The organism is Sagittula sp. P11, assembly GCF_002814095.1.
In the GTDB taxonomy this organism is placed as follows: Bacteria; Pseudomonadota; Alphaproteobacteria; order Rhodobacterales; family Rhodobacteraceae; genus Sagittula.
In genome coordinates this window covers 64,660-88,485 of the sequence record NZ_CP021916.1, presented here as the reverse complement: position 1 = coordinate 88,485, position 23,826 = coordinate 64,660, and the positions used below count along the sequence as shown (strand labels likewise).

Annotated in this window: 18 protein-coding genes and 3 pseudogenes; 1 reads left to right on the top strand and 20 read right to left on the bottom strand. The window is 63.1% G+C overall.

Annotated elements, in window-relative coordinates:
• Nucleotides 1–48: 48 nt before the first annotated feature.
• The 19 genes and pseudogenes from CDO87_RS25500 to CDO87_RS25410 all read right to left on the bottom strand — a co-directional run bounded on the left by CDO87_RS25500 (nt 49) and on the right by CDO87_RS25410 (nt 21,112).
• A complete protein-coding gene (locus CDO87_RS25500) occupies nt 49–2,325 on the bottom strand; it encodes a strawberry notch C-terminal domain-containing protein (protein WP_254698512.1) in 2,277 nt (758 codons plus the stop codon).
• Nucleotides 2,246–3,250, bottom strand: a complete 1,005-nt coding sequence (locus tag CDO87_RS25495) for a tyrosine-type recombinase/integrase (protein WP_088626524.1) — start codon at nt 3,248–3,250, stop codon at nt 2,246–2,248. Before CDO87_RS25495 ends, CDO87_RS25500 begins: the two co-directional genes overlap by 80 nt.
• Nucleotides 3,250–4,602 carry a tyrosine-type recombinase/integrase gene (locus CDO87_RS25490; RefSeq protein ID WP_100931402.1) on the bottom strand — a complete coding sequence of 451 codons (1,353 nt, stop codon included), beginning with the start codon at nt 4,600–4,602 and terminating at the stop codon, nt 3,250–3,252. The genes CDO87_RS25495 and CDO87_RS25490 overlap by 1 nt, the downstream gene beginning before the upstream one ends.
• A complete protein-coding gene (locus CDO87_RS25485; protein ID WP_088626526.1) occupies nt 4,599–5,828 on the bottom strand; it encodes a site-specific integrase in 1,230 nt (409 codons plus the stop codon). The genes CDO87_RS25490 and CDO87_RS25485 overlap by 4 nt, the downstream gene beginning before the upstream one ends.
• Before the next feature lie 10 nt (nt 5,829–5,838).
• The gene (locus tag CDO87_RS25480; RefSeq protein ID WP_254698511.1) at nt 5,839–8,166 is read right to left on the bottom strand and encodes a strawberry notch family protein; all 2,328 of its coding nucleotides are present in this window, start codon (nt 8,164–8,166) and stop codon (nt 5,839–5,841) included.
• A gap of 106 nt (nt 8,167–8,272) precedes the next feature.
• Complete coding sequence (locus tag CDO87_RS25475; protein WP_404944760.1) at nt 8,273–8,596, bottom strand: type II toxin-antitoxin system RelE/ParE family toxin; 324 nt, start codon at nt 8,594–8,596, stop codon at nt 8,273–8,275.
• Nucleotides 8,535–8,834 carry a type II toxin-antitoxin system RelB/DinJ family antitoxin gene (locus CDO87_RS25470; RefSeq protein ID WP_100931456.1) on the bottom strand — a complete coding sequence of 100 codons (300 nt, stop codon included), beginning with the start codon at nt 8,832–8,834 and terminating at the stop codon, nt 8,535–8,537. The genes CDO87_RS25475 and CDO87_RS25470 overlap by 62 nt, the downstream gene beginning before the upstream one ends.
• Nucleotides 8,835–8,938: 104 nt before the next feature.
• The gene (locus CDO87_RS25465) at nt 8,939–9,595 is read right to left on the bottom strand and encodes a DUF6927 domain-containing protein (RefSeq protein WP_100931455.1); all 657 of its coding nucleotides are present in this window, start codon (nt 9,593–9,595) and stop codon (nt 8,939–8,941) included.
• On the bottom strand, nt 9,595–10,188 hold the full coding sequence (locus CDO87_RS25460; RefSeq protein WP_100931454.1) for a regulator: 594 nt from the start codon (nt 10,186–10,188) through the stop codon (nt 9,595–9,597). The genes CDO87_RS25465 and CDO87_RS25460 overlap by 1 nt, the downstream gene beginning before the upstream one ends.
• 74 nt (nt 10,189–10,262) lie before the next feature.
• Nucleotides 10,263–12,245, bottom strand: coding sequence for a ParB/RepB/Spo0J family partition protein (locus tag CDO87_RS25455; RefSeq protein WP_100931453.1), 1,983 nt, complete (start codon nt 12,243–12,245; stop codon nt 10,263–10,265).
• A gap of 156 nt (nt 12,246–12,401) precedes the next feature.
• A complete protein-coding gene (locus CDO87_RS25450; protein ID WP_088726108.1) occupies nt 12,402–12,791 on the bottom strand; it encodes a DUF3768 domain-containing protein in 390 nt (129 codons plus the stop codon).
• 87 nt (nt 12,792–12,878) lie between these two features.
• The gene (locus CDO87_RS25445; protein ID WP_088726107.1) at nt 12,879–13,088 is read right to left on the bottom strand and encodes a DUF6330 family protein; all 210 of its coding nucleotides are present in this window, start codon (nt 13,086–13,088) and stop codon (nt 12,879–12,881) included.
• Nucleotides 13,089–13,111: 23 nt separating this feature from the next.
• Nucleotides 13,112–13,327: pseudogene (locus CDO87_RS25440) on the bottom strand (zincin-like metallopeptidase domain-containing protein); the annotation flags it as partial.
• A gap of 56 nt (nt 13,328–13,383) precedes the next feature.
• Nucleotides 13,384–14,286: an ArdC family protein gene (locus CDO87_RS25435; RefSeq protein WP_100931396.1), complete on the bottom strand. Its 903-nt coding sequence runs from the start codon at nt 14,284–14,286 to the stop codon at nt 13,384–13,386.
• Nucleotides 14,287–14,337: 51 nt separating this feature from the next.
• A complete protein-coding gene (locus CDO87_RS25430; protein ID WP_100931395.1) occupies nt 14,338–16,554 on the bottom strand; it encodes an integrase in 2,217 nt (738 codons plus the stop codon).
• A complete protein-coding gene (locus tag CDO87_RS25425) occupies nt 16,551–18,338 on the bottom strand; it encodes a hypothetical protein (RefSeq protein ID WP_100931394.1) in 1,788 nt (595 codons plus the stop codon). Before CDO87_RS25425 ends, CDO87_RS25430 begins: the two co-directional genes overlap by 4 nt.
• Nucleotides 18,335–19,684: a tyrosine-type recombinase/integrase gene (locus tag CDO87_RS25420; RefSeq protein WP_100931393.1), complete on the bottom strand. Its 1,350-nt coding sequence runs from the start codon at nt 19,682–19,684 to the stop codon at nt 18,335–18,337. Before CDO87_RS25420 ends, CDO87_RS25425 begins: the two co-directional genes overlap by 4 nt.
• 174 nt (nt 19,685–19,858) lie before the next feature.
• Nucleotides 19,859–20,587 (bottom strand): annotated as a pseudogene (locus CDO87_RS25415) (ArdC family protein); the annotation flags it as partial.
• Between the two features lie 39 nt (nt 20,588–20,626).
• Nucleotides 20,627–21,112 carry a hypothetical protein gene (locus CDO87_RS25410; protein ID WP_100931451.1) on the bottom strand — a complete coding sequence of 162 codons (486 nt, stop codon included), beginning with the start codon at nt 21,110–21,112 and terminating at the stop codon, nt 20,627–20,629.
• Nucleotides 21,113–21,366: 254 nt separating this feature from the next.
• Here CDO87_RS25410 and CDO87_RS25405 point away from each other — a divergent pair.
• A pseudogene (locus tag CDO87_RS25405) lies at nt 21,367–22,440 on the top strand (Fic family protein).
• Between the two features lie 131 nt (nt 22,441–22,571).
• Here CDO87_RS25405 and repC read toward each other — a convergent pair.
• On the bottom strand, nt 22,572–23,807 hold the full coding sequence (gene repC, locus CDO87_RS25400) for a plasmid replication protein RepC (protein ID WP_100931450.1): 1,236 nt from the start codon (nt 23,805–23,807) through the stop codon (nt 22,572–22,574).
• Between the last annotated feature and the right edge of the window lie 19 nt (nt 23,808–23,826).

The following is a 23,826-nucleotide window of genomic DNA, read 5'->3' as shown; positions in this document are numbered from 1 at the left end:
GGCCAAAGCCCGATCCGCGGCGCCCGACCCAAAGCCCGCTTTGACTTTTCAGGCGGCTTGTTCTGCCGCTCTAGCGGCTCGCTGCCCCACGATCCGGGCCAGAATGCTTCCCGTGTCGATCCCGTCCCCATGCGGCAGGAACACCCGCAGCTGGAAGGCGATGATCTCAGTGAAACACCCCATTGCCTTGAGGCCGTCGATCATGCCCCTGTCGGCGCCGCCCAGCTCGAGGCGCATCTCGCCTGCGACACGGCGACGGGTCAAGGTGAGACCCCGGCCCAGATCGACAGGCGCGGTGGTGCCGAGGGCGGCGGTCAACATCTCCTGCGGTGTTTGCGGGTTGGACACGAGAAAGCGGGCGCGCAGCGCGGCCGCCCCTTCCTCGCTCAGCGTGCGCCCGATCATCGCCGTCGCCCCGTCCGGCGTGACCCGGTAGATGCGTTCATTGGTGGTCGGAATGTCCTTCCAGATCGGCAACAAGAGCCCGGTCAGCAGGTAGAGCTTGGTGGTGGTGGTCTTGGGCAGGGACGCAGCCTCTTCATCCCAAAGCCGTGCGAATTCAGGCCTGCCGATCTCTTCCCATGCCGAAGACTCGAACCGCGTCTCCTCCAGATAGCTGGACCCGTTTGGCCTCACCGCCTTGCGCATCAGCGTGACGATGTCCTCGTCATACATCTGCATGGGGCGCGCCGAGATGAGCGCCGCGCGTCCCGAAGCGCGATTGACCATCGGCAGCTTGTCGGGATTGCGCGACATGGCCTCTTCGGCGCCGAGGACATTGACCGGGTCCGTCACCTCGAGCCCGATGATCCGCGTCACTGCGCCGGATTTCGGGCAGGTCCAGAGATCCTCTGTGGAGACCTGTTCGATCTTTTCGCCACGCAGGGTTTCCACGCCGAGATCGAGCGTGCCCGCCGCGCGCGCCCGCTCAGACTGATCAGCGATCCGGCGCATGAACTCGGCAAAGAGCGCGTTCTGCATGTGGATGGGCAGCGCCAGCACCCGGTTCAGAAACCGCTGGATCGGGGGAAGCTCTTCGAGCAGCACACCGTCCTTGTCGATCAGCCGCAGGGCTGTCCAATCGGTGAAGCTCTCGTAGCTCATCGCCTCGGCGCGCCCGGCGGCGAGATCGGCAAAATATCCCCGCAAAGCCGCCCGCGCAATCGGGCTTTCGAGATTGTCCTCCTCGCGGAACATGCCTTGCGAGCCGGTCTCGCGCTGGCCTTTGGTCAGGGCCCCAAGCTGGTCGAGGCGTTTCGCGATCGTCGAGGTGAAGCGCTTCTCGCCATGCACATCTGAGGTGCAGACCCGGAAGAAGGGTGCGCTGATCTGGGCCGATCGATGCGTGCGCCCCAGCCCCTGGATCGCCGCATCGGCACGCCAACCGGGCTCCAGCAGGTAATGTCGCCGCCGCTTCTGGTTCTTGGCCGTCTTTGCGGCATGATAGGAGCGGCCCGTCCCACCCGCATCGGAGAAGATCAGGATATCCTTCTCGCCGTCCATGAAGGTTTGGGTCTCGGAGGAATTACTGCTGAGGCTGCGCTTCTCGATGAAGAGATGGCCGTCCGCCGCCTTGAGGGGCCGGATAGATCGCCCAGTGACCTCGGCGACAGCCTCGTCACCAAAGGCCCAGAGGATCTGATCGAGCGCTGAGGGGATCGGGGCCAGAGTCATCAACTCCATCATAGCCGCATCGCGCAAGCCGAGCGCCTCGCGCGAGACAACGAGCGCCCCGGTCTCATCCCGCAAAGGTTCCGCCACCATATTGCCGTCGATCTCGACCAGCTTTTGCGCGTGGATCGGGAAGGCCTGTTCCAGGTAGCCCAGAACATAGTCGCGCGGCGTCAGGGCACCCTCAACGAGTTCATCTTCCGCGTCCATCGTTTGAAGCCGGCGTTTCAGCAGGCTCTCGCCTGTTGAAACCACCTGGATGACGCAAGCATGGCCTGCCGCCACATCTTCCTCGATGGCGCGGATGATGGTCGGGGCTTTCATGCCCATCAGGAGATGGTTGAAGAAGCGCTGCTTCGTGCTCTCGAAACGGGACTTGGCAGAGGCGCGTGCGGCCGAGGCATTGGTCTCGCCCGAGGCGTCGTTGACGCCAGTCGCAGTCAGTGCCGCTTCGAGATTGTGGTGAATGGTGCGTAATCGCGAGGACGCGATAATGCGAAGGAATGCGGCACCATCGCTATCATTCAGGGAGTTCAGGGCTACGTCCTTCACATTATTTCTCCGTGGTTCGGGGTCAGAGGGTGTCGAGCCAGTCGAGCAGGTCCGCGTCACGTTTCCATCGCGCGGGTCGATTTCCTGCTGCTGGAACGCCAACCTGTTCGAGCGCCTTTCGCTTGGTTTCGAGGTTGGCCTGGGCATAGTGGTTGGTGGTGTCCAAGCTGACATGCCCCAGCCAGCTTCGGATGACGGTGATGTCGACGCCCGCCGCGACGAGGTGGACGGCCGTCGCGTGCCGGAAACTGTGCGGCGTCACATGCTTCGAGCGAAGCGTGGGTGTCGCATTCGCCGCCGCTGCGACGTAACTCGCCAGCTTGTACCGCACGCCCGATGCCCCCAGGGGTTCGCCGTAACGATTGACGAAGATGCGCTCATCCGGTGCGCGCGGCTGCCGCTCCAGCAGCTTTTTCAGCAACGCCACCGTTTCCGGCCAAAGCGGGCAGATGCGTTCTTTTCGACCTTTTCCGTAAAGACGCACGCAATACGGTGCTTCGAACCGGATCGCCTTGGGACAGAGATCGAGCGCCTCCTGGATACGCGCACCGCTATTATAGAGCAGTGACAGCAGCACATGGTCTCGCATCCCTTCGATGGTCGACCGGTCGGGTTGCGCGAGAATGGCCTCGACCTCCGCTGGCTCAAGATAGCAGGGTGCGGCGGTGGGTTTGCGCTTGAGCGGGATCGCGAGGACCTCTGCACATTGGGCGACATATTCGGGATCCTTGTCCGCCACGAAGCTGAAGAAGCTGCGGATGGCGGCAAGCCGGCAGTTGCGCGTGCCGATCGTGCCCTTGCGACCATGTTCAGCATGATTGAGGAACGCGCGGACCTCGCCGGCGGAGACGTCGGCCAGGGTGATCCTTGCGACACCACGGTCGTTTCGCTCCGCGACGAACCGAAGCAACAGCCGCCAGGTGTCCCGATAGGACTTGATGGTGTGGATCGAGGCGCTGCGCTGTTCCGCCAGCCATTCCTGGAAGAAGGCCCGCAATAGTTCGGGGAAGGGATTTGCGGCTTTCATCACAGCGCCTCCCCGTTGAGGCAGGGGGCACCGACGACGCGGAACCGCTCGCTGGCTTCCTGCAGCAGATCCTGCGTGACGGTGATGTAGACCAGCGTCGAGTTGATGTCCCGGTGACCCAGATAGGTCGAGAGGAAGTGCAGCCGGTCCTGCGGGTTGATGCCGGCTTGGTACCATTGGAGGATCCGGTTTACGACCATCGAGTGCCGCAGGTCATGCACACGCGGCCCTGTCCGTCCGGAAAGCGGTTTGAACCCGCCGCGGCGCATGACGTTGGTGATCATCGTTGTGACCACCACCGGGGCGTAACGATCCTTGAAGTGATCCTGCCAGAACAGCCCCGACTGCGGGTCCTGTGGGGCACCAGCGCGCCGCCGCGCATCGAGATAGGCGCGCAGTTCAACCATGACGCTGCCCGATAACGGCAAGATCCTGGTCTTGTAGAACTTCGTTTCCCGGATCGTGATCGTGCCGGATCGAAGGTCGGCGTCGCCCAGATCGAGCCACGCAATCTCACTACGTCGCAGCCCGGCGCAATAGGCCAGCAAGATCATCGTGTAGAGGGTTAGCGGCCGCAGCGGGGCATGCGGCGACGGATAGCATCGGGCAACTTCGAGCATGAGCCGGATGTCAGCCGGGCTGAAGATATGCGGACGCCGGTGCTCCCGCGCCACCTCCCGCTCCGGTCGCGGGTTGAAGCGTTTCGGCGGGATGTTCGGATCGAGCCGTTGCCGCGCCTTGGTCAGGATGCGCCCCAGCTTCTGGCATTCTGCCGCGTGATTGCGGGTCGGCTTTGCTGCCGCCCAATGCGTCAACATCGTCTCAAGCGGCTCTCCGGCCAGTTCCGGATGAGCCTGCAGGAACCGGTCGAACCGCAGCAACCAATGAGCTTGCGTTTCGTACTGGTAGCCCCGGTTTCGCATCAGCGCGACATGGTCACGCATGAAGTCGCCCAGAACGCTGCCGTAGGGCGCAGGCCGATACAGTCCCGCGAGGGCCTCGTCGGGATTGGACGATGCAAGGGCACGCCAGATCGGCTTGTTCTGCTTGATGTTGTGCTGCCTGCGAAGCTCGGCAACGGGATTGCTGGCGATCAACTCGTTCTGGACCAGATAGTCGAGGAAACGGTCAACGATGCAGACCTGGTTCAATAGCGTCGACAATTTCCAGCGCGGTGCCATTTCGCCCAACCAGTCTTCGATCATCTGGCGATCCACTGCAGGGTGCCGGAGCGCAACATCTTCGAAGCTGCGAAGGAACCAGCGATACGTGGGTCTGCTTCCCGGCCGGAACTGCGACTTCTCCAGAAAGGCGTCGATGATGGTGCGATCGGGATCGTGCCAGGCGCTCATGACAGCACCTCCGATCCGGGCACGTCGAGCGCTACCGCCCGCAAATCTTCGGTGGCAAGTTTGAGATAGGTGTTGGTGGACTCGGTTGATCGGTGCCCGAGCACGTCGCCGATGATCTTTTGCGGAACCGACGCCCGCAGCAGTTCAACCGCACGCGCGTGGCGGAAGATATGCGGTCCACGTTTTCCCACCGGGGTGACGCCCGCTGCCGCCAGACGTCTTTTGACCATGCCGTGCAAGTTCGTCATCCGGGTATAGGGTGCAAGAGAGCGGATGAAGATTTCCCGGCATTCGACCTGCGGGCGCCCGGCACGCAGATAGTCAAGCAGCGCATCGCCGACCGGCGTCAGAAGCGGCATGGTGGAACAGGCATTGGTTTTGGTGTGCCGGATCCGCAGCGAATCCGCGCGCCAGTCGATGTCGTCGAGCCGGAGATTGCAGATCTCGCCTTGCCGCAACCCGTAGGTGGCAAGCATCAGCAAAATGGCATGGTCGCGCAGGCCCCTCGGCGACCTGTCTCTGCCGGTGGCCTCCAGAACCAGATCGATCTGGCTGCGGCTCAGGATCGAGGGAACATCCTCGTAGGCATAGAGCATGGGGCCGATGACCTGTGGGCTCAGATCGGTCGGAACCCGCCCCGACTGATGGAGATAGCGTAGCAGCGAACGGAGCCATGCGGCAGAACCCGAGAGCGATATCCGGCGCAGACCGATGGCGCGCATGTCCATGTAGTGATCGATATCGCGCACGGCCATTGCCGAGAGATCGTCGGCGCCGCTGCGGCAGAAGTACCAATCCAGAAAGCGCCGCGCCTCCCGTGAGCGCGCGTCGATCGTCGCATCTGACAGACCGCGTTCGTCACGCATCCAGTTCCCGTAATCATGGCAAATGGCGTGCCGGAGCATCGCACCCGATTCGATTTCTGTTTCAGGCGGCCACGTGCCTTGGGCGAGGCGGAGCAACCTGCCGATCGCTGTTTGCGGCAGCCTGTGCCAGCGTGAGCTGGGCGGACGACCGTAGCGATCCTGAAAGCAAAGGACTGCGTGGCGGAAATACTGATCGACCTGCGCTGGCGTCACCATCGTCACCGGCATGCCACGCTCAGCCAGGTAGTCCAGGAACCGGCGGGCGTAGAGCCGATGGTTGGTCACGACCACCGGATTGTAGTTCTGCTCCATGAGCGATTTCGCAAGCTCTTCGATCAGCTCGTCGTGCAATTTCAACATGAATGTCTCCTCAGACGGTTGGAAAGCCGCCGAGGTTTGCAATCAAAATAATGCGCAGCAAAGCCCGCGCTGATATCCAGAAGCCAAGGAAAACAAAAATGAATCCCGGACACCTTCGCATTATCGCGTCCTCGCGATTACGGACCTTATGCGCAGCTGCGCATAATGTCCGAAACGCGCCCGCATAGGCGTCGTAGATCTCGATCTGGGCCGGGGTGAGCGCATGCTCGAGCACGTCATACTCCACACCATCGAAGCTGAGGGCGCGCGCCGTGTAGAGGCCGAGCGTCTTGAGATCGCGCGCGACCACCTCCATGGCAGCGACACCGCCCGCCTCCATCGCTGAAACGAAGCTCTCGCGGCTCGGGAAGGGGTATTCGGGGCCTTGCCCCCAGAGCCCCAGCCGCGCGGCATATGCGAGGTTGTGCACGCTCGTGGCGCCCGTGGCCGAGATGTAGAAGACGCGGGCGCGGGGTGCTGCCAGTTGCAGCCGCAGGCCAGCAAGGCCCTGCTGGGAGGGTTTGACCCCCCTGCCCTGCTCGGACCCTGCCGCGTTCTGCATGGCATGGGCTTCATCGAAGGCAAGAACGCCGTCGAAGCCTTCGCCCATCCAGGCGAGGATCTGGCTCAGTCGCGTGGTGCCGCATTTGCCAGCCGAGCGCAGCGTGGCGTAGGTGACGAAGAGGATCCCGTCGCCCATCGGGATGGGCTGGTCCGGTTTCCATTTGGAGAGCGGCTGAATATCCGCCGGCGAGCCGCCGAGATCGGTCCAGTCGCGGATCGCGTCCTCGATGAGCGTGACAGATTTGGAGACCCAGATCGCCTTCCTGCGCCCGGCCAGCCAGTTCACGAGAATGAGCCCCGCGCATTCGCGCCCCTTGCCGCAACCGGTGCCGTCGCCGAGAAAGTAACCAAGGCGATAGGCCTGTGCGTCAGGGTCATCATCGGCGCGCGTCAGCTTGGTCTGGTCGTCATCGATGGTAAACCGACCGGGCAGATCACGCCCATGGGCATCATGCGCCATGATGATGGTCTCGAGCTGCGCCTCGGAGAGATCGCCCTCCTCGACCAACCGTGCGGGCAGGCGCAAGTCATCACGGCCCGTATTTGAGGGCATGGGCGGGGCAACCGAGGCCATGGCGATACTCTCGACCAGCGGCGTGGGATGTTCCTGCGCACCCGCGATCTCGATCCGCTGCGGACGGTAGCGTGCATAGATATCCGAGACGGGCGTATTATCGCGCGGGACATCGAAGCATGTGAAGCTGAGCGGGACTGCGGCATTGGCCCGGGGTTTGGAGGCGGTGACAACACCGGCGGCGGTCTTGCGCGGGACAGATGATTGAACGGTCGGCCGAGCGTGAGGGATCGTCGCCGCCCTTTGGGCGGGCCGTGCCTCGGGACGGCTCGCGGCCACGGCATCGACAAAAGGAAGGGCTTCATCCAAGTCCCGGACACTGGCGCGGATCATCTCGCCGCCTTCCTGCACCTTGTCGAAGACCATGAGCTGGGTTTCCACAGTTGTGCCGAGCTTGCGATAGACCTGTCCCGGCATCGACAGCGCCAGGCGCGGCGTCAGGAGGCCGCAGGCGCGGGACCAATGCGCGGCATCGCGTTCGGAGGTGAATCCCGGCGGCATGATCGCCACCAGCCGCCCACCGGGCGCGAGACGCTTTGCAGCCGCGATGAGATGTTTGGCGGCGATGTGTTTGTCCCGGGAACGATTGACCGAGGAGGCGAAGGGCGGGTTCATCACCACGACGTCGGGTAGAACCGTCGACTGCAGCAGATCGTCGATATGCTCGCCGTCATGGCCCGTCACCTCGCCGCCGAAAACCGCGCGCAGGAGGCGCTGACGAAAGGGGTCGATCTCGTTGAGCAAAAGCGTGGCACCGGCCCGGGCGGCGAAAGCAGCCAGGGCACCGGTGCCCGCCGACGGCTCCAGCACGGTCTCGCCCTTGCGGATCGCCGCGGCCCGCAAGACCAGCGCCGCGAATGGCAGCGGCGTGGAAAACTGCTGCAGCCGGATTTGCTGCTCCGAGCGGCGGGTTTCCGTCAGCAGCCGTGAGGCAAGGAGTTTTGCGGCGAAGTAATCATCCTCACTGTTGTCGCCACGTAGCAGCGCCTGCACAGCCGCCGCCTGCATCAGGTCATAGGCCTTCCGCCAGTCCCAGGCGCCCCCGGCATCACTGCCAAGAAAGGTCTCTCGCATGATGCGTGCGAGCGCTGAGCTGCGCAGGGGTTGGTGGTCGATCTCCGTGCCGATCTGCTCGAGGGCAGAGACGAAGTTAGCTTTGGATTCAATAGGATCGGGGAGCGTTGAGCAGGGCTTGGACATGGGGAATTCCTTTGGATCAGGGTCTGAGTTCCAAAGGAGAAAAAGCCCGCTCTACACTTTGAAGGCGTAGAGCGGGCAATTTCTTAGCGGGGGGCCTGCACCCCAATCATGGCCACTGCTGCGCAGCATGAAGAACGCGCAAAATGGTCACCATCTCAGGGCTTTCAGCATAAACCACGATGTAGTTCGGCCGAATAACCATCTCCCTAGTCCCGTCCACACGGCCCGCGCGGTACATCTGAGGGCGTTCTGGAAGGAGGGACGTCTTGTGTTCAATCTCGTCTTTGAGAACTTGGGCGGCATCCGGGTTGTCGTCAGAGATGTAGTCAATGATTGCCAGCAAGTCGGCGATGGCCGTCGCTTTCCATTCAAGATTTGGCAAGGCGCTTCCCGTCAAGCAATGCCTGAGCGTCTTGCATCGCCTTGGCATGGGGCGTTGTGGGCCTTGGATCGTCTAGCGCTTCCTGTACCTTCGCCCGGAACCAGGCGTCATAGGCATCCGGATCAGCGGTCAATCCGGCAGGCAAGCCGCCTTCTGCGGCCACGCGGGTCAGAAGAATACGCACCGCGTCGGAGAGCGTCAGACCGACGCCCGCAAGTGCGTCAGAAGCCTGTGCTTTCAGCTGATCGTCAACACGGACATGAAGCATGGATGTTTGGGCAGGCATGGATGGTCCTCCAGTTGATGGGAGCGATGTATCTCATTTGAGATACGATTTCAAGGCGGCAGTATGTGTGCACGTGGTCCCGTGGTGTTGTCTCCGCGGGAAACTCAGTCACCCTGCCCCGCCAGGAACTCCGCCAGCACCGGGCTGGCAGCACCTTTCGCGGAGCTGAGCAACTTCGAGCCCGCAAGCGAGGCCTTCGACAGGCGTACGAGCCCACCGGTTTCTTCGATGCGGTAGCAGCGGCGTTTCTGCCGGCCACGCCTATAGTGCGTCGCGGTGACGATCTGGCATGTACTGCCATCGGTGAGCGTTACGGGCGTGGCGAGCCTGATCTTGTCGCCTTCCTCGTAGTTCGGGATCGCGGCCCAGTCCCGGCAGCGCTGGCGCCAGGCATGGGCGTAGCTGTCTGGGTCCGTCAGCTCGGACAGCAGGGCCAACAGGCTCAGTGGTGCGCGAGATTCGACTGGTCCTGCGCTTTCCTCCATGTCTTTGTATCCCCAACAGCCGTCGTCATATCGGGTGAGGAAGACAGCTCCGAAGGTGATCGAGCCATCAGCATCTGTGACATAGGTCGTGTCCTCGACAGGGGTGCCGTCAAGATTGGTGACCTTTGCCGCCGCATACCAAGTGGAGCCGACCTTGCAGGCTTTCACCAGTTCGGTTTTGCGCCTGTCGCCCTCAAAAGTGCAAAGCCGGGCAATCTCCGCTTTCTCATCCGCGTAGGTCTGGACGCGGCCGTCGGTGTAGAAGAGCCAACCCATCACGCCGCCCTCCGGTCATCGATTTCGATCAGCGTATCGAGCGGCACGCGGTAGGGCTGCATGGCGTCGAAATCCTCGCAATTGCCGCAGTTCTGAACGATCGCGAAGGTGTCGCAGGCATCCTTGAGGATGACCCGGAAGGTACCGCCAAGACCTGAAGGCACCTCGTAGGTCCCGCCGATCAGATAGTCCGAGGCCCGGCGCACGAAGACGCGGATGCTGTGGCCATCGGTGGCGAGCCGGATCGCCCCCTGCCCCCGATCGATGAGCGCCTGCACATCGTCAAGGATGTCCGTGTAGAACTGGCCGGTCAGATCGCGAAACGCCATGCGGCGCTGCGCCATCCAGTCGGCATCCCGAAACGGGTTCATGCCTTGGGCGAAGGCGAAGGACGGATCGGCCTGCTCGGTCGTGACGATGCGGGTGGTTGTGCCATCGATACCGTTCGAGCGCAGATGCACGCCATTGCCGACGATGAGGATCAGGGCCGGCCTGTCCACGGGCCCGTTCCAGTTGGGCAGGAAGGTTTTGCAGGCGCGCGCATGGGCGATCTGCGCCGCAACAGCGGAGGCAGAGAACTTGAGAATAGCCATGGGGATGTCTTTCGGTTGGGTATGAGAAGATCGACCCGCGCAGGCGTCATGGCTCGCGCGGGTCGCGTGAGGACTCAGGCCGCTTGCGCGATCTCGCTGTCAGGCTCGGGAGATTGCGAGGCATGCTCCGCCTCATCACAGGCGACGCCGGCGGTCTGCATCATGGGCGGGCACCAGGCGGCCACAGCAGCGCGCTGCGCGTCCGTGAGCGTCGCGAAAGGCTCGGCGAAGAGCTTGTCGCAGAAGGCGACGATCTCTTTCTTGCTCGACGAGGCCAGCGTCACCGCCTCCTGGGCCAGACCCAGATCTTCGCCGAGGATCTTCAGGAGCCAGGCCTTCTTGAAGCGGTTGAAGAGCGCCGCATTTGGCGTCCAGTGGGCGCGGATGTCGGGCATGATCTCGATCTCGAAGTCATGCATCAGGCTGTCGCGCTGGCGGTCCCGTGCGAAGCAGGACTGCGTCGTGCTGGCGGTCGCATAGGCCACGAGCTTGGCCTTCTCGCCGGCCTCCAGCGCGCGAAACGCCGCGAACTGATCGGCGGGCGAACAGTTGTCATCGAGCCAGGAGAGGTCCAGCGCATCATGCGCCGCCGCCACCTGCTCAAGCGAGGTCTCGTCGATCTCGTCCATTTTGGCATGGCTGCGGTATTCCTTGCGGGCATCGATCTTGATCGCCTGCGTGACGCTCATGCCGCTGGCCAGAACATCACTGACCAGCTTGAAGAGCGTCAGATCGAGCGTGGCCTCGGGATGCAGCGCCATCGCGGCGCCGAGGGCCATGGCCCGCTCCGTCTTGAGGTCCTCTGCCAGCGAGGCCGGGTAGCTGATTTCACCAGCGTCGGGGGCCTCCTCTCCGGTGGTGTTGGTCGACGAACCGCGCGCGCCCTCCTCTTTCACGGTGTCCTCGGGGCGCACGAGGCCGATATGGAGCGTAATCTTTCCACCCTGCCACGACGCGATCACCCCGGACCGCGCGAGGTCCTCGGCGCTATAGGCCTCCTGCAGATCGCGCGCTTCGTCTTCCAGAGCGTCCACGCGCTCGTAAAGGGCATTGTAGGCATCGTCTTCGAGCCCCTCATCCTCCATCTCGAGCTGCAGTTTCTCAAGCTCGGCGGTGATCTCATCGATGCGCTTCTGGCTCGCCTCATCCGGCTCGATCGGGCTGGGATAGACTCGGCCATAGTCGGCCATGGTCGCGTAATCGTAGCGGACCACCGAATCGGCCCAAGCAAAGCCCAGCTTTATGCGGGCCTCCTCGGCGGCGGCCGCGAGCTTCTCGAGCAGGATGGTTTCGACCAGCGCAGCGTCTTCCAGCACCGAATGCTCTTCCAGGAGATCGGCCGCGATCGCTCCGCCGCGGGCCTCGTATTCCTCGCGCACGAAGGTACCGATGTCGTCGCTGACCTGCACCCCGCGCGATTTGAGCGCCTGACGGACGGTGTAGGCCTGCAAGTAGCTGTCTTCCTTGGTGAGCGCCTCGAAGACCTCGCGCTGCACTTCCTGGCTCGGATGCTCAGCAAAGGCCTTCATCGTGTCGAGTGTGATTGTCTTCGCGCGAGCCGCCGCGCGAATGTCGGGATGAATGAGACCGTAGCGCAGGCGGCCTTTCACGGCAGCGACTGTGGTGCCGAAGGTCCTGGCGATGGTCTCGGGGGTCTGGCCATCGACCTCCATCATCCGCGCGAAAGCCTCGAACTCGTCAATCGCGTTCATCGGGGCTTGCGTGATGTTCTCGGCGAGCGACAAGGCCGTGGTGACGTCGCAGTCGTCCCGGACGAGACGGCAGTCCACCTTGGTTTTCGCCGTGAACCCCTTGACGGCCTTGTCCGCGACCAGCTCTTTCAGCGCGGCATGGCGCCGGCCACCGGCAAGCACGGCATATTTGCCGTCGAGCTTCTGGACAAGGAGCGGCTGGAGCAGGCCCAGTACGGCGATGCTGGCCTTCAGATGGGCGATGTTCTCGGGGTCGTAGGTTTCCGGGGAGTTGCTACGCACATTGGCTGGATGGGCAGTCAGATCGCCGATGGCGACGGAGACGGGTTTGAAGCTTGCGGTCATGGGATGTCCTTTTCGATGGGTATGGTGAGATCCGCGCGTTCACGCACGTGACCAATCCCCGGCTTCGGGGATCAAAAGGACAAAAGGCCCACTCTCCCTTTGAGGGGTCGGTGGGCCTTCATTGCCTGAGATGTCGGGGAGGAGTCCCCTGCCCTTCTACCAGTCGCGCGCCAGCATGATGGTCAGCACGCGCGTGGTGGTCGTGGGGTTGTCCGGGGTCTCGGCTCCGTAGCGAAAGTCGGAATCCGCTTCATACAGATCGATTTTCCAGAACACGGTCTCGCCGCGGACCGTGACCGACCCGAAATCATGCCATCCCTCCGGGTCGTTCTCGGGCTCGAACACATCAAACTCCCCGGTCGCCTTCACCGCCTCGGCCATGAAGCCGTCACCAGCCTCCATGAGCGAACGGGTAACATGCATCCGGCCTTGGATGGGCTGCGCGGGCGGCACTCCAAGGCACGCGAGTTTGCGGAACGCGTCGTTCTGCGCCGCGATCACGGTCGGATCCGGACGGTCTGACTGGGGTTGAACGGTCATGGACATGGGTCTTTCCTTTGAGAAGTTGAAACACCCTTCCCAAAGCCTGCTTTTTCTTTTCCGCAGGGCGGAGGAACCGAAGCAGAAGGTGCCCTACCCGAACAGCCCCTTGGGTCTGTAATTCGGGTTGGGGATGGTTTCGATCCAGCCGCCCTGGTCCTTGATGCTCTCAAGTGCCGCCGAGAGCGGATAAGCGCCCTCAGACGCGCTCCACCAATAGGCACCGCGTTTGAAGGTGATGATCTTGCGGCCGCCGTCTTCGAAGCAGGCCACCCGCAGCGTCTTGGGTTCCTTGCGTGACATGCGAGTCTCCGTTCTCCGTGTGGTCAGGCGGCCTCGGCACTGCGCCCTGCCCTGCCCGTCTCCGATCTGGCGATCAGATAGTCGCAGGCGCGCTGCGCATCCGCGGCGTGCTTGAAGATCGCACCCTTGTCCGACCGAAGGACCCGTAACCAGTTGTGGAGATAGGCGGCATTCATCTCGAGCGTATGGGCCGTGAAGCCGAGCGTCTGACCCAGGAAAACCGAGGTCAATTCCGCCACATATCCTGACAGTCCAGCCCCATTCTGAAATTTTTCGGCAATGAGAACGGTTTTGGTCATGCCGCTACCTCCTCTGCATGGGGCTGCTGCGCATGCATCCAGTCGGCCGCCTGCTGCGCCTTGCTGGCGGCGGTGAAGATGGCCTTGGGGTCGTCTTTCAGGACCTTGAGCCACGAGGCAATATAGGCGGCATGATCGGGGCGCGGATGGTGGGCGACCCCGAGGTCTGCCAAGACGAGCCCGCTGAGAATTTCCACGCAGCATTCTTCGGCGGCATAGGCGGCCGAACCAAAGCGACCGGAAAGATCGCGGTCGAGCCTGTGCTTTGCGCCACTGGCGTGACCATTCTCGTGTAGCCAGACACCGTAGAACGACGCGGCATCGCGAAACGAAGTGAACGGCGGCATGAACACGGTGTCGGCCGACGGGCGGTAATAGGCTTCCGATCCACCGAACTCCGTCTTGACGCCCAGGTTTGTGATGAACGCTTCCGCATGGGCAAGGCGTTCAGCCTCGGGCAGCACAGGGGTCGCCGGGCGCTCGTACCCGTCCACTTGAGCGATGTTGAAGACAGAAAATGCGCGGGCGAACATCCGTCGATGCCCGTCATCATCGTCTTCGTCGTCGGCCTGCTGGGAAACCTTGATCTCCCTCCACAAGACGACCGTGGTGGAGCGTTCTCCTTTACGCACCTGCGCGCCGGCATCCTGCCATTGCTTGTACGTTCCCCAGATACCGTCGCCATATCCGGCGGCAAAGCCCGTGGCCCAGAGCGCCAAAGTGTTTATGCCGCGATAGCGCTTGCCGGATGAAACGTTGGTCGGACGCGCGATGCTGCTCCCGTCGTGGAACCAGGGCGCACGCCAGTCGCCGGTGCCTGCCTCGATGGCGGCGATGATCTCGGTGGTGATACGGTTATAAACATCGGCGCGCCCGGCCGATGAGGAAGAGCGGGACATGACAGGTCTCCAGGACGGGCGGAGCAGGCCTCTCCCGCTCTCCTCATCCCGTCACTCACCCCGATCCCAAGCTCCCTCTCCCTTTACCGCCGCCCGAACGGGCGGCGTCGCGCCCTCGGGCGCGATCCGGGCCAGCACACCCTCGATCCGGTCAACTTCCTGCTGGAGCGCGGCCCGCTGCAATCCGGGCAGCCGCTTCTCGCGCAGCAACATGCGTGCCTCATCAGCACTTCGCTCCCAGACGGGCCTGTGATGTTCCGCGATGCAGGCGTTCGGGCAGCGGGTCGGTTCACAAAGCGCTGTCAGCGGGCGGTCTGCCGCGGCATCCGTCACGCGCTTGAGGCACAGGGCGGTTGCCGGATCGAAGAAGCAATCGGCAAGCGGTCCGACATGCAGGGTGCGGGCCAGACTGGCGAGCATGATGCGCAGACGGGACCGGTCCGCGATCATCGGCGGCAATGGCCCGAGCTCGGTGGCTGTCTCGTCGAGGGTACGCGCGACACGAGGACCGGCCGGCCCGCCAAGGTCAGCCCCGCCGCGCCGCCTGTCGAAATACTCGAGCAGATCGTCGATCTGACCGAGCCGGCGCTGCGCCTCGACCTCGGCGCGGAAACCCGAGGCGCTGCTACCCGCGTAGCCTTCGAACGCGGCGACGGATGCATGCTTGTACTGGATCATGCCGGCCACCGTTCCGAAGGGACGGTTGGCGATGTGCCATGCGATCGTGCGACGAAACTGGCGGGTTGTGATCCGCCAGGGCTTACCGTCCGGCCCGGGCGGTATGGCGGGCGCCTCTTCCGTCCCGAACAGCCTGTTCAGGTGGTCACGATAGGCGTTGATCTGGCGCACGATCTCGGCGGAGACGTGCGGTTTGCTACTTCGCGTCACTGACAGCACGGGCCAGAGCGTATCGAGACCATGGGCAACAGCCGCGCGCCGGGTCAACTGTTCGAGCACCCCGATCGCATGAGCGACGGGCTCGATGGTCACCCACTCCGCCGACGCTCCCCGGGCCCCCTTTCCCTTGTACGCAGTGGAACGGACGCGGTGTCGTGACACGGTGCCATCCTCGCTGCGCGCAAGCGTCAGGCATCCCCGGCGCATCGCCTGCACCTCGCAATCGCGCATACCGGTCAGATAGGCGCAGACCACGTAGGCCGCTGCCTGCAGCATGCGCTCTTCCAGGACGAGGGATTTGGCATCGAAGCGGTGCCGCCATGGCCGGCCGAGATCGGCATCGACCGAGATCGGCGTATCCATGCCGCCGGGTTCGATCCCGATATCCGCGATGGCGGCAGCGATGAGATCGGACGCGCCGCCGGCGAGAGCGAGATGCATCGCCGGCTCCCTGGCGGCATCGACGCCTGCGTGAAGATGCAGAAGCTGCACGTTGACGACGGGCAGAAGCTCCCCGCTTACCGGATCGACGGATGCGGAACCGTTGGGCGGGCTAGCCCAGACCGGCACGCCCCGACCCTGCCGCGCGCGGGACCGGAAATAGCGCGCCAGTCGCTGCCGTTGCCGGCGGCGGCGCTCCGTATGCGGCAATCCCTGTTCCGCAACGAAGAGCCGGGCGCGGCGCGCTTCGAGCCGGGAAAGCTCACGCCGGGCGGCGAGAATGTCCCCTGCGAATACCGTGATGTAGCGCAGCGACCATGCCAGAAGCGGCGCAATGATCGGCTCGGGGATGCGCGGGGTCCGGTTCTCGGGAACATGACGATAGCCCGCGACGCGCGCGGGTGGCCGCCCGTCCCACGGTTCGAACGACAAGCCGCCGCCGGGAAGGTGCTCGCGGTAGAGATAGAAGTCGATGACGACCTCGAGAAGCTGCCCGACAATGACGGGCCGCCTTGCCGGGTCCTCTCGGAGATGCCGCGCATAGGCGTCGATCAGCGGAGGATCAATGCGGGCAAGGTCCAGCGCGCCCAATCGTTCGCGGACGAAGCCGAAGAAGCGCCGCGCCCGGTTGAACGCCTGCCGCACGCAGCTGGGCGGCAGCTTCGGACGATGGCCGGGAAGGTCGACATTGAGACGCGCATAGAGATAGGCGCGCATCATTGCCTGCACATCGGCATCTTCGAGCACGTCGAAATGCACGGTGACGTGGCAGCGCCGGGCGTTCTCGCGGAAGACGGCCGGACCCAGATCCCAGCTTGGATCGCCGACGCGTGACAGGTCCTCGCGAGCATGGCCCGGCATGAGCGGCGCGCACGCCAGCACGGGCCGATCGTCGAACGCGGGAGCGCGGGCAAGGGCGGGCGCGGTCATGCGCGCGCCTCGGGCGGCAGATAGAGGCGCTCCTCCCCGGCGCGTAACCGCGCTTCGGCGACAACGGCATCGGAAAACGCGGGCAAGATCTGATGGACGATCCGGGCATGAACCTGCCCGAACTTGACCATCCAGTCGGGACCGGGAAGCCCCTGCCGCTGGTCTTCGACGAAGGACAGGAAGGCCATGATCGCGGGGAGCTTGCGGGCGGTGATGACGGCGTTGGGGCAATGGAGGCATCCCCAGAACGGCTGCTGGCATGGCGAGCCGGCCTCGGCGAAGGGGCTGCTATGGAACCCCGCGCAGGCGGCGAGCCAGAGATCCTGCTCCCCATCGAGAATGGAACCGACCGCATCCGGCGGCATCAGCGGCCCGGCCTGTTCGGGCGCTTCGCGCAGCGTCTTCTCGGCTGCTGGCGCGAGGATGGTCGGCATCGCGGCGACGACAGCGTCGCGGAAGGCATCGGCGACGGTGGCCTCGTGCAGGGGCCGCAGCGATGGCAGATCGGCGTAGTGGCGCGCCGCGACCTCGGGCGTGTGGCCGACCGCGAAGCGGGCGATGTACCCCTCGGTTTTGGTGTACCACAGCGCCTTGTGGGTTTTGCGAAGCCGGGACAGCAGAAGATGGAGCGGCTTGCCGTCCTCATCGACAATCCGGTGCCGTGCCACCCAGGCGTCGAGGCGTTCGCGCGGATGACGGATGCCGGCATGGAGACCGCCGACGTTGTGGTAAACCCAGAGACAATCGGTGGGCAGATGCTGACGGGCGACGGTCGTAATCTCGATCAGCCGGCGGAGAAGGCCACCCGGCGTGCCGAGGCCGCCGTCGCGCACGCGCATGCTCTTGTGCCCGGCGGCGCCGGCGCGCCGCTTCAGGTATCGCAGTTCGACGGTTCCGGCGGAGGGATTGGCCAGGCAATCGACCGTCAGCGCCTTCAGGCATTCCGGCTCGAGGCCGGTATCGAGAGCAAGCAGCACGAGCAATGGCGGCAGATCGGTGACGTGCAGATGATGTCTGCGATGCAGGTCGTCGATCAGCGTGCTGATCGGCAAGCCGCGCCGCAAGCGCATGAAATAGAGACGGCGCAGCTCGACGCTCTCGGTCCGAACGGCTCCATCGCGCGCGATGAGAGCTTCGACATCGGCCCGCGCTCCTCCAATGACCGGATCGCCCTCATCGGTCCGATCCTCGGCGCCGATCCGGCGGAATATCGCTTCCACGTCCGTACGGGCCGCGTCGCGCAGCGCGCGGGCGACGAAGGGACTGTAGGCATCACGCGGGGTCGAGCGTCCCGCCGAGGTTGCCATTGTATAACGCAACCGCTCATGAAGGTCGGGCGTGATACTGTCGGGCCGATCCGCCTCTATCGCACGCAGCGTATTGACGATCTTGCTGACCGTCACATGCCGGTAGATAGCGCCCATTCCCCCGCGTTCGAGTGCCGATGCGAAACCGTCGACATGGGCTGCGCGCATGTCTTCGGGCCCGTCCACTTCCCCCGCCTCATCGGAAAGCCAGGTGAAGAAACGGCGATAGGAGTTTACATACTGTTTGATGACGCTGGCCGCACCGATCGGGCCGCCGAGCGCGGCCGACCGGCGCAACGCGCTGGCAAAGGCGATAGCGAGCGGACGAGGATCGAGATTGGTCATGTCAACCTGGACGGTCCCGCCATGCCGCGCCTCGATGACGAATCTGAGGCCGAGCACCGGATCGGGCTTGGCTCGCTCCGGCGTGACGCGCGCGAAAGCAACGGGCCTGCCCTTGCGGCGACGCCCGCTCATGCGCCCTGCGGTCCCGGCAGCAGTGCCAGCAACTCCTCGACCGCCGAATCCACCGTATCGGCGCGGGTCGCGATATGGTCGAGATAGATATAGGTGGTGGCGAGACTCGCGTGGCCGAGCAGGCGTTGCACCTGCTGCAGCGGGTCGCCCAGGATCAGCCGGTAGCTCTCCATCGGCCCCGCCGGCAATGCGGCTTCGCGCAGACGCTCCTGGATCAGCAAAGCGAGCATATGGACCGCGAAGGTGTGGCGCAGCTGGTGCGGGCTGATCGACAACGAGAAACCATAGTCTCTACAGCGCTTGCAGGCGCGGGCGAAGATCACCTCCCAGGAATTGGGTCGAACGGGCTGTCCGACCTCGGTCAGCCATAGCGCCGCGGGCTCGCGCGGCGTTCCGTTCTCGTTGCACAGGATCAGACGGCATCGTTCCTCTGGCGTGCAGACATCGCGCATGCGGTCGAGACCGGCGTCGGTGATATGGATCGGCCGGTCAAAGCGCGCCGCGCCATTGCGCGCGACGAATTTGGCCGCGCCTGCCGCGCGCTCGACATCGATATAGGCCGCGATCTGACGAAGCAGCCGGCGTGGGACCAGAACACTTCGTCCGCGATCGCCCTTGGTGAGCGGCGGCGGCAGGCGCAACCAGAGCTGCCGGTTCTCATCGCCGTCCGGAACAATGACCGCGAGATCACCGGCGAGCAGACCTGAGGCTTCTTCCAGTCGCAAACCTGTCGTGACGAGCAGATCGGCGAAAAGCACGTTGCGCAATCCGTTCCTATCACGTGCGCCGGGGCGTTCGCTGCCGTCAGGCGCGAGGCCGCGCAGACCGACCTCGCGGAAGATGCGGTAGTCGTCCATCGTGACGAACCGGACATCCGACCGCTTCGCAACACGTTCATAGGCGTCGTTGCGCGCGGCGATCATTCCGCGACGTCCACCCTGCGCCGGTCGCCACACGGCACGACGGTTGAACGGTGCCTCGGCGATCAGCCCTTGCCGCTCGCCCCAGCGATAGAGGCGATCAAGGCTGGCGACGGCCCTGTTCCAGCTTGCCGCCGTGATCCGCTGACCGGCATCGCCGCGCCGACGCGCACGATGATAAGCCTCGACATCGTCGCGGGTCGCAGCCCATACGGTCTTGCCGCAAGCATCGAGAAAGCGAAGCCAGACTGTCACATCATAGGCCTGGGCGCGAAGCGAATGCCGCGATCGAATCCCCGATAGCGGCAGGTCGAGGAAGAAGCGATCCAGATCGGGGTCGTAGAGCGCGTCGCCGCGCAGGATCAACGGCACATGCGCGTCGAGACCCCCGGCCTCGCGACGCTCGCAAACATAAATAATCGACACCAGCGCAAAACCCTCCCCATGCCCCCACCCGGTGCACGCTTCGGCCCGGCAGTTCTCAGGCTGGCCGCCGCCAGCTCTTTGGTAAGCGCGGCGGCCAGCCTGAAAACTGCCTACCGTCGACGCCTGTCACCCATCCTACGGCAAGGTGGCATGCGGTGCAGACTGTCAAGATAACGCGACGATCTCCTCGCGCGCATAGGAGGTGTTGCCGAACTTCGAGAACCCGAAATCACGGTTCAGTCGATGGGGGGCTTTCGTGGCATGGGCCAGCTCATGCGCCCAGACCCCGTAGAAGTTCCGCGGGTTTTCGAACCGCGCGATCGACGGCATGAAGACCTTGTCCACGGGCGGCAAATAGTAGGCTTCTGTTCCCGTGAAAACGGTCGTGATGTCGATAGCATCGAAAAACGCCTGCATGTGCGGGATGGGCTCGGACGGCGGATGCTCGGGCACGGGCTCCGGGTCGGGGAAGAAGCTGTCGGGCAAGCCATCGATCTGGCAGGCGTTGAACACGCGGTAGGATTTCTGGAAGCGGAATACGCGGGCCTCCTCGGAGCGATCATCCCTCTCCCCGTGGTCATCCTCGCCGCCGGCGTCCCTCCGGCTTTGACCGTAGTAAACGACGACAGAGGACTTCTCGCCCTTGCGGACCTTCGCATCCAAGGCATTGGCCTGCGGAAGCGTCATCCAGAAGGGCGAGCTGTGGCCCGCCATCACGGTGCGCATGGTCAGCAGGAAGTTGTTGACCCCCTGGTAGGGCTCACCGCCCACGCGCAGGGGACGAGAACTGCCGCCAGCGGTCCAGGGCTTGCGCCATGGAAGGACGCCGCGCTCGATGATGCGGATGATTTCGTTTGTGATGACCTCGGAGGCATCGAATTTGGGCGTGCTGGATCGGGCCATGGCTGGCGTCCTTTCGTGTGTTGGTGAGAAGATTGGGGATCAGGTTGACCGACGGGGCCGCGGATCGTTGGCGATCCTCGCGCCGAGCCCTTCGACCATGTCGATGTAGGTGGTCAGCGAGACGCACTTGCCGGCACCCGAATGCTCAGGGTCGAGCGATCCGTCCCGCGTCACCCGCGGCAGGTTCGCGAAAGCGACGACATCGGTGACGGGTCGGAGATCGATGAAGGGCGTCCCGCGTGCGACCGCAAGAGCGGCCAAGGGAAAGCGCTCGATCGGCGCGAGGGTCGACACGGTGGTCCAACCGAGATGGATGAATGTCCCGCCCTCGCCGCAGATCACATGCGCATTCGGCAATGTCGCCGCCTGCCTGAGATGGACGAGATCGCGCAACACGGTCTTGCTTTCGAGCCGCCGTGCCAATTCTAGCTGGCCAGTTCGTCGCAGTTCCTTGTGCCGCCACCAAGAGGCAGCGGTCGCGCGCAGCACGCGCAAGACACCTGTTTGCATGGGAATGCCCTTCATCAGGAAAGACAGACCGGAATCCGGCCCGGACCCATCTGAGCGGCCCTAAAGGCCCTCATCCGTCAGTCACAAAACCCGAAGAACACTTTCCCTTTCCCCGATCCCTTTAGGCACACAACAAAACTGAAAGCCCGGGACATCTGCCAAAGCCATTGATTTCATGCAGCAATTCAAGATCGGCAACGCATATCGGCAGAACCCTGCCCTTAATCAAGTAAAATGTCGAAATTTCAATTACTTAGAAAGCGCAGAAGATCGGCAAAAGGCTAGAAACGCCCGCCAGGATCGAACCCTGCTTCTTCGAGGAGCATATTCCTACAGAACTGGCAGACCTTTCGGTCGACATCCAGAGGGAAGCCACCGGGCTGGGACTTGGGTTGCATCCTGACAGCGCAGCCGAACTTGAGGAAGAAACCCGCCCTCTCGCCCTTGAGGCCCGGGCGCAGGTCATCGTTCAACGGGCCATCGATGAGATGCATCGCATAGGCACCCTGCCCCGCCCCACATCTGTGGAATTCCTGACTTGGGTCCATAAGAGCTTCTACGACGAGATGCCGAATGAGTTTCGGGTCATCGAACATCCCGACGGCACACAGAAGCCCATCGCTCCGGGACGCATGCGCCAGGATGACGATCGGGAAGCCGCAGTCGGGCGCCACCTACCTCCATCATCGTCGTGCGTTGCGGCGTTCATGGATCACTTTGACAAACGGTTTCAAATTGCGGCGCGGTCTTCGAGCGGACGGATCATCGCGATCGCGTCTGCACATCACCGGTTGAACTACATCCACCCTTTCCCGGATGGCAACGGTCGTGTCAGCAGACTGATGTCTCATGCCATGGCCCTTATCACGTGGGCTGGCCCGCAGGTTAACCGATCGGGGCGAGTACAAACGGATGACGAATCTGGCTGACAGTTCACGCCGCGGAGGCCGCGACGGACGGGGAATTTTTCAAAGGCGGCACTGAAGACGTTCAATGAATGACTCCTAAAGGTGACGCTCGACCAGATCACCCTCTCAGCAAGATTGTTCGATCTCTGTGGATTGAACCAAAGGTATCGACGTCTTGTTGCTGATACCATCGATGACAAGCGCGCTCCGGAGCTGATCTCGGCGGTTCTCCGGCATGGCTCATTGGAACGAGGAGACGCGCAGATTATACTCAAGACGTCCGAGCGAACGGCACGCAATTCGCTCCGCAAACTCACCGCCGCCGGTTAACTGACCTCCGCGTCTCCGAAAACGCCGCTGGGGTTAGCGTTTCCACTGGACTATCAAGAGAGGCTCTTTCTAAACCTTTTTGGTGATGGTGACCTTCCCGTGTGACTGGTAACTGCAGCACCCTGTTTCGGGCCAAGTCCGCAAGCGCAGCCTCTTTCCGTGTTGGAAATAAGTTCACAGCTGTGAACCATCCCGAGCTATCCTTCTTGTCAGCCAAGTTCACAGCTGTGAACTCATCATGCAGCATCCCGCCGCATCAAGGCCATGATCATCGGGCCACAGGAGAACTCCCCAATCGCCGCCTTTGAAGATAGGGTTCTCAAGTAGCCTCCAGGTGATCGGATATCTGCAAAGCGTTCAAGCATTGCAACAACGACAACAGACGCCTCTTCGGGCCCCATATAGCGTTTTGCCTCGTTCCAGGCGGAAGGCGAAATACCCATCATGGGTCTGACCACGTCAGCCACCCGGACCAAATCGTGCCAATGGCGCACAGGCTGCTCGGAATACGCTTTGAATTCCTGACAAGAGGCGAGGACCAAACCAAGCGGTATGTTCGGCATCAGTTGGTCGTCAGTAGTCGAGGTTGAGTTAGCCTCATCGTCAGAACACAGAGGGCTATCGGCGACTTCTCGGTTTTCACGCACAGCGTCTCCGCCCCGCGCTTTTTCTAAGCGAGGTTCAAGATCATAAGAGTCTTTATTTGAATTCTGATAGTGCTGCTCAAAAGTAGCGTCATTGGTGCTCATATCTTCTGCTTCACGGCCATCTAGAAGGTTTCGGGCATGGTCCAAAGCCACCCCCAAAGCGTCTTCGATGCGCCTAAGGTCTTCCATTTCTAGTTTTCTACGAAGATCTCGAGCCGTTAGGGCCGCAAGATCAGAGAATTGGTCCCAGACGCCTTGATCCGGACGAAGTGCGCGCCCGTACTCGGCCAGCCCCGCTAGGTCACGCCGCATGAGGCTCACAGTGGCACGTAGGCGCTTGTAACGCTCCTCAGCGGCCCGGACGGCCTCGGCGGCCTCACAGACCTCCTGGAAGCGTCGAACAAGCGGAGAGAGGTCGAACCCGAACGCAACCTTTTCGTCGCCGTAGCGGCGGGCATAGCGCTTCCCATTGGGGCTATCGCGCCGGACGACAAAGCCAGTCTGGACAAGGTTGGAAAGGTGGCGCCGCATCGTCGAGCAGGGCATGCCGTTCAGGCGCTCGCAAATCGCCTTGTTGGACGGATGTACAATCAACTCGCAGTCATTGCCTCCGAGAATCGTCGCTTGGTGAAAGCTGACCAGTGCCTGAAGCACCGTCAAATCCCGATCGGACAAGCCGAATGCGACTCGAGCGGTAGCTAGCTCCCTCAGGACCTCCCACTTGTTGGCGCCGGCTGGGGGCAGGTCTTCCTGCGCCGCTGCCTGATGTTTTAGAATGGCAGCATCTATCGTTCGCCGAAACGGCGTTACGGGCGTGTAGTCCATTTTATCATTCACGAAGACA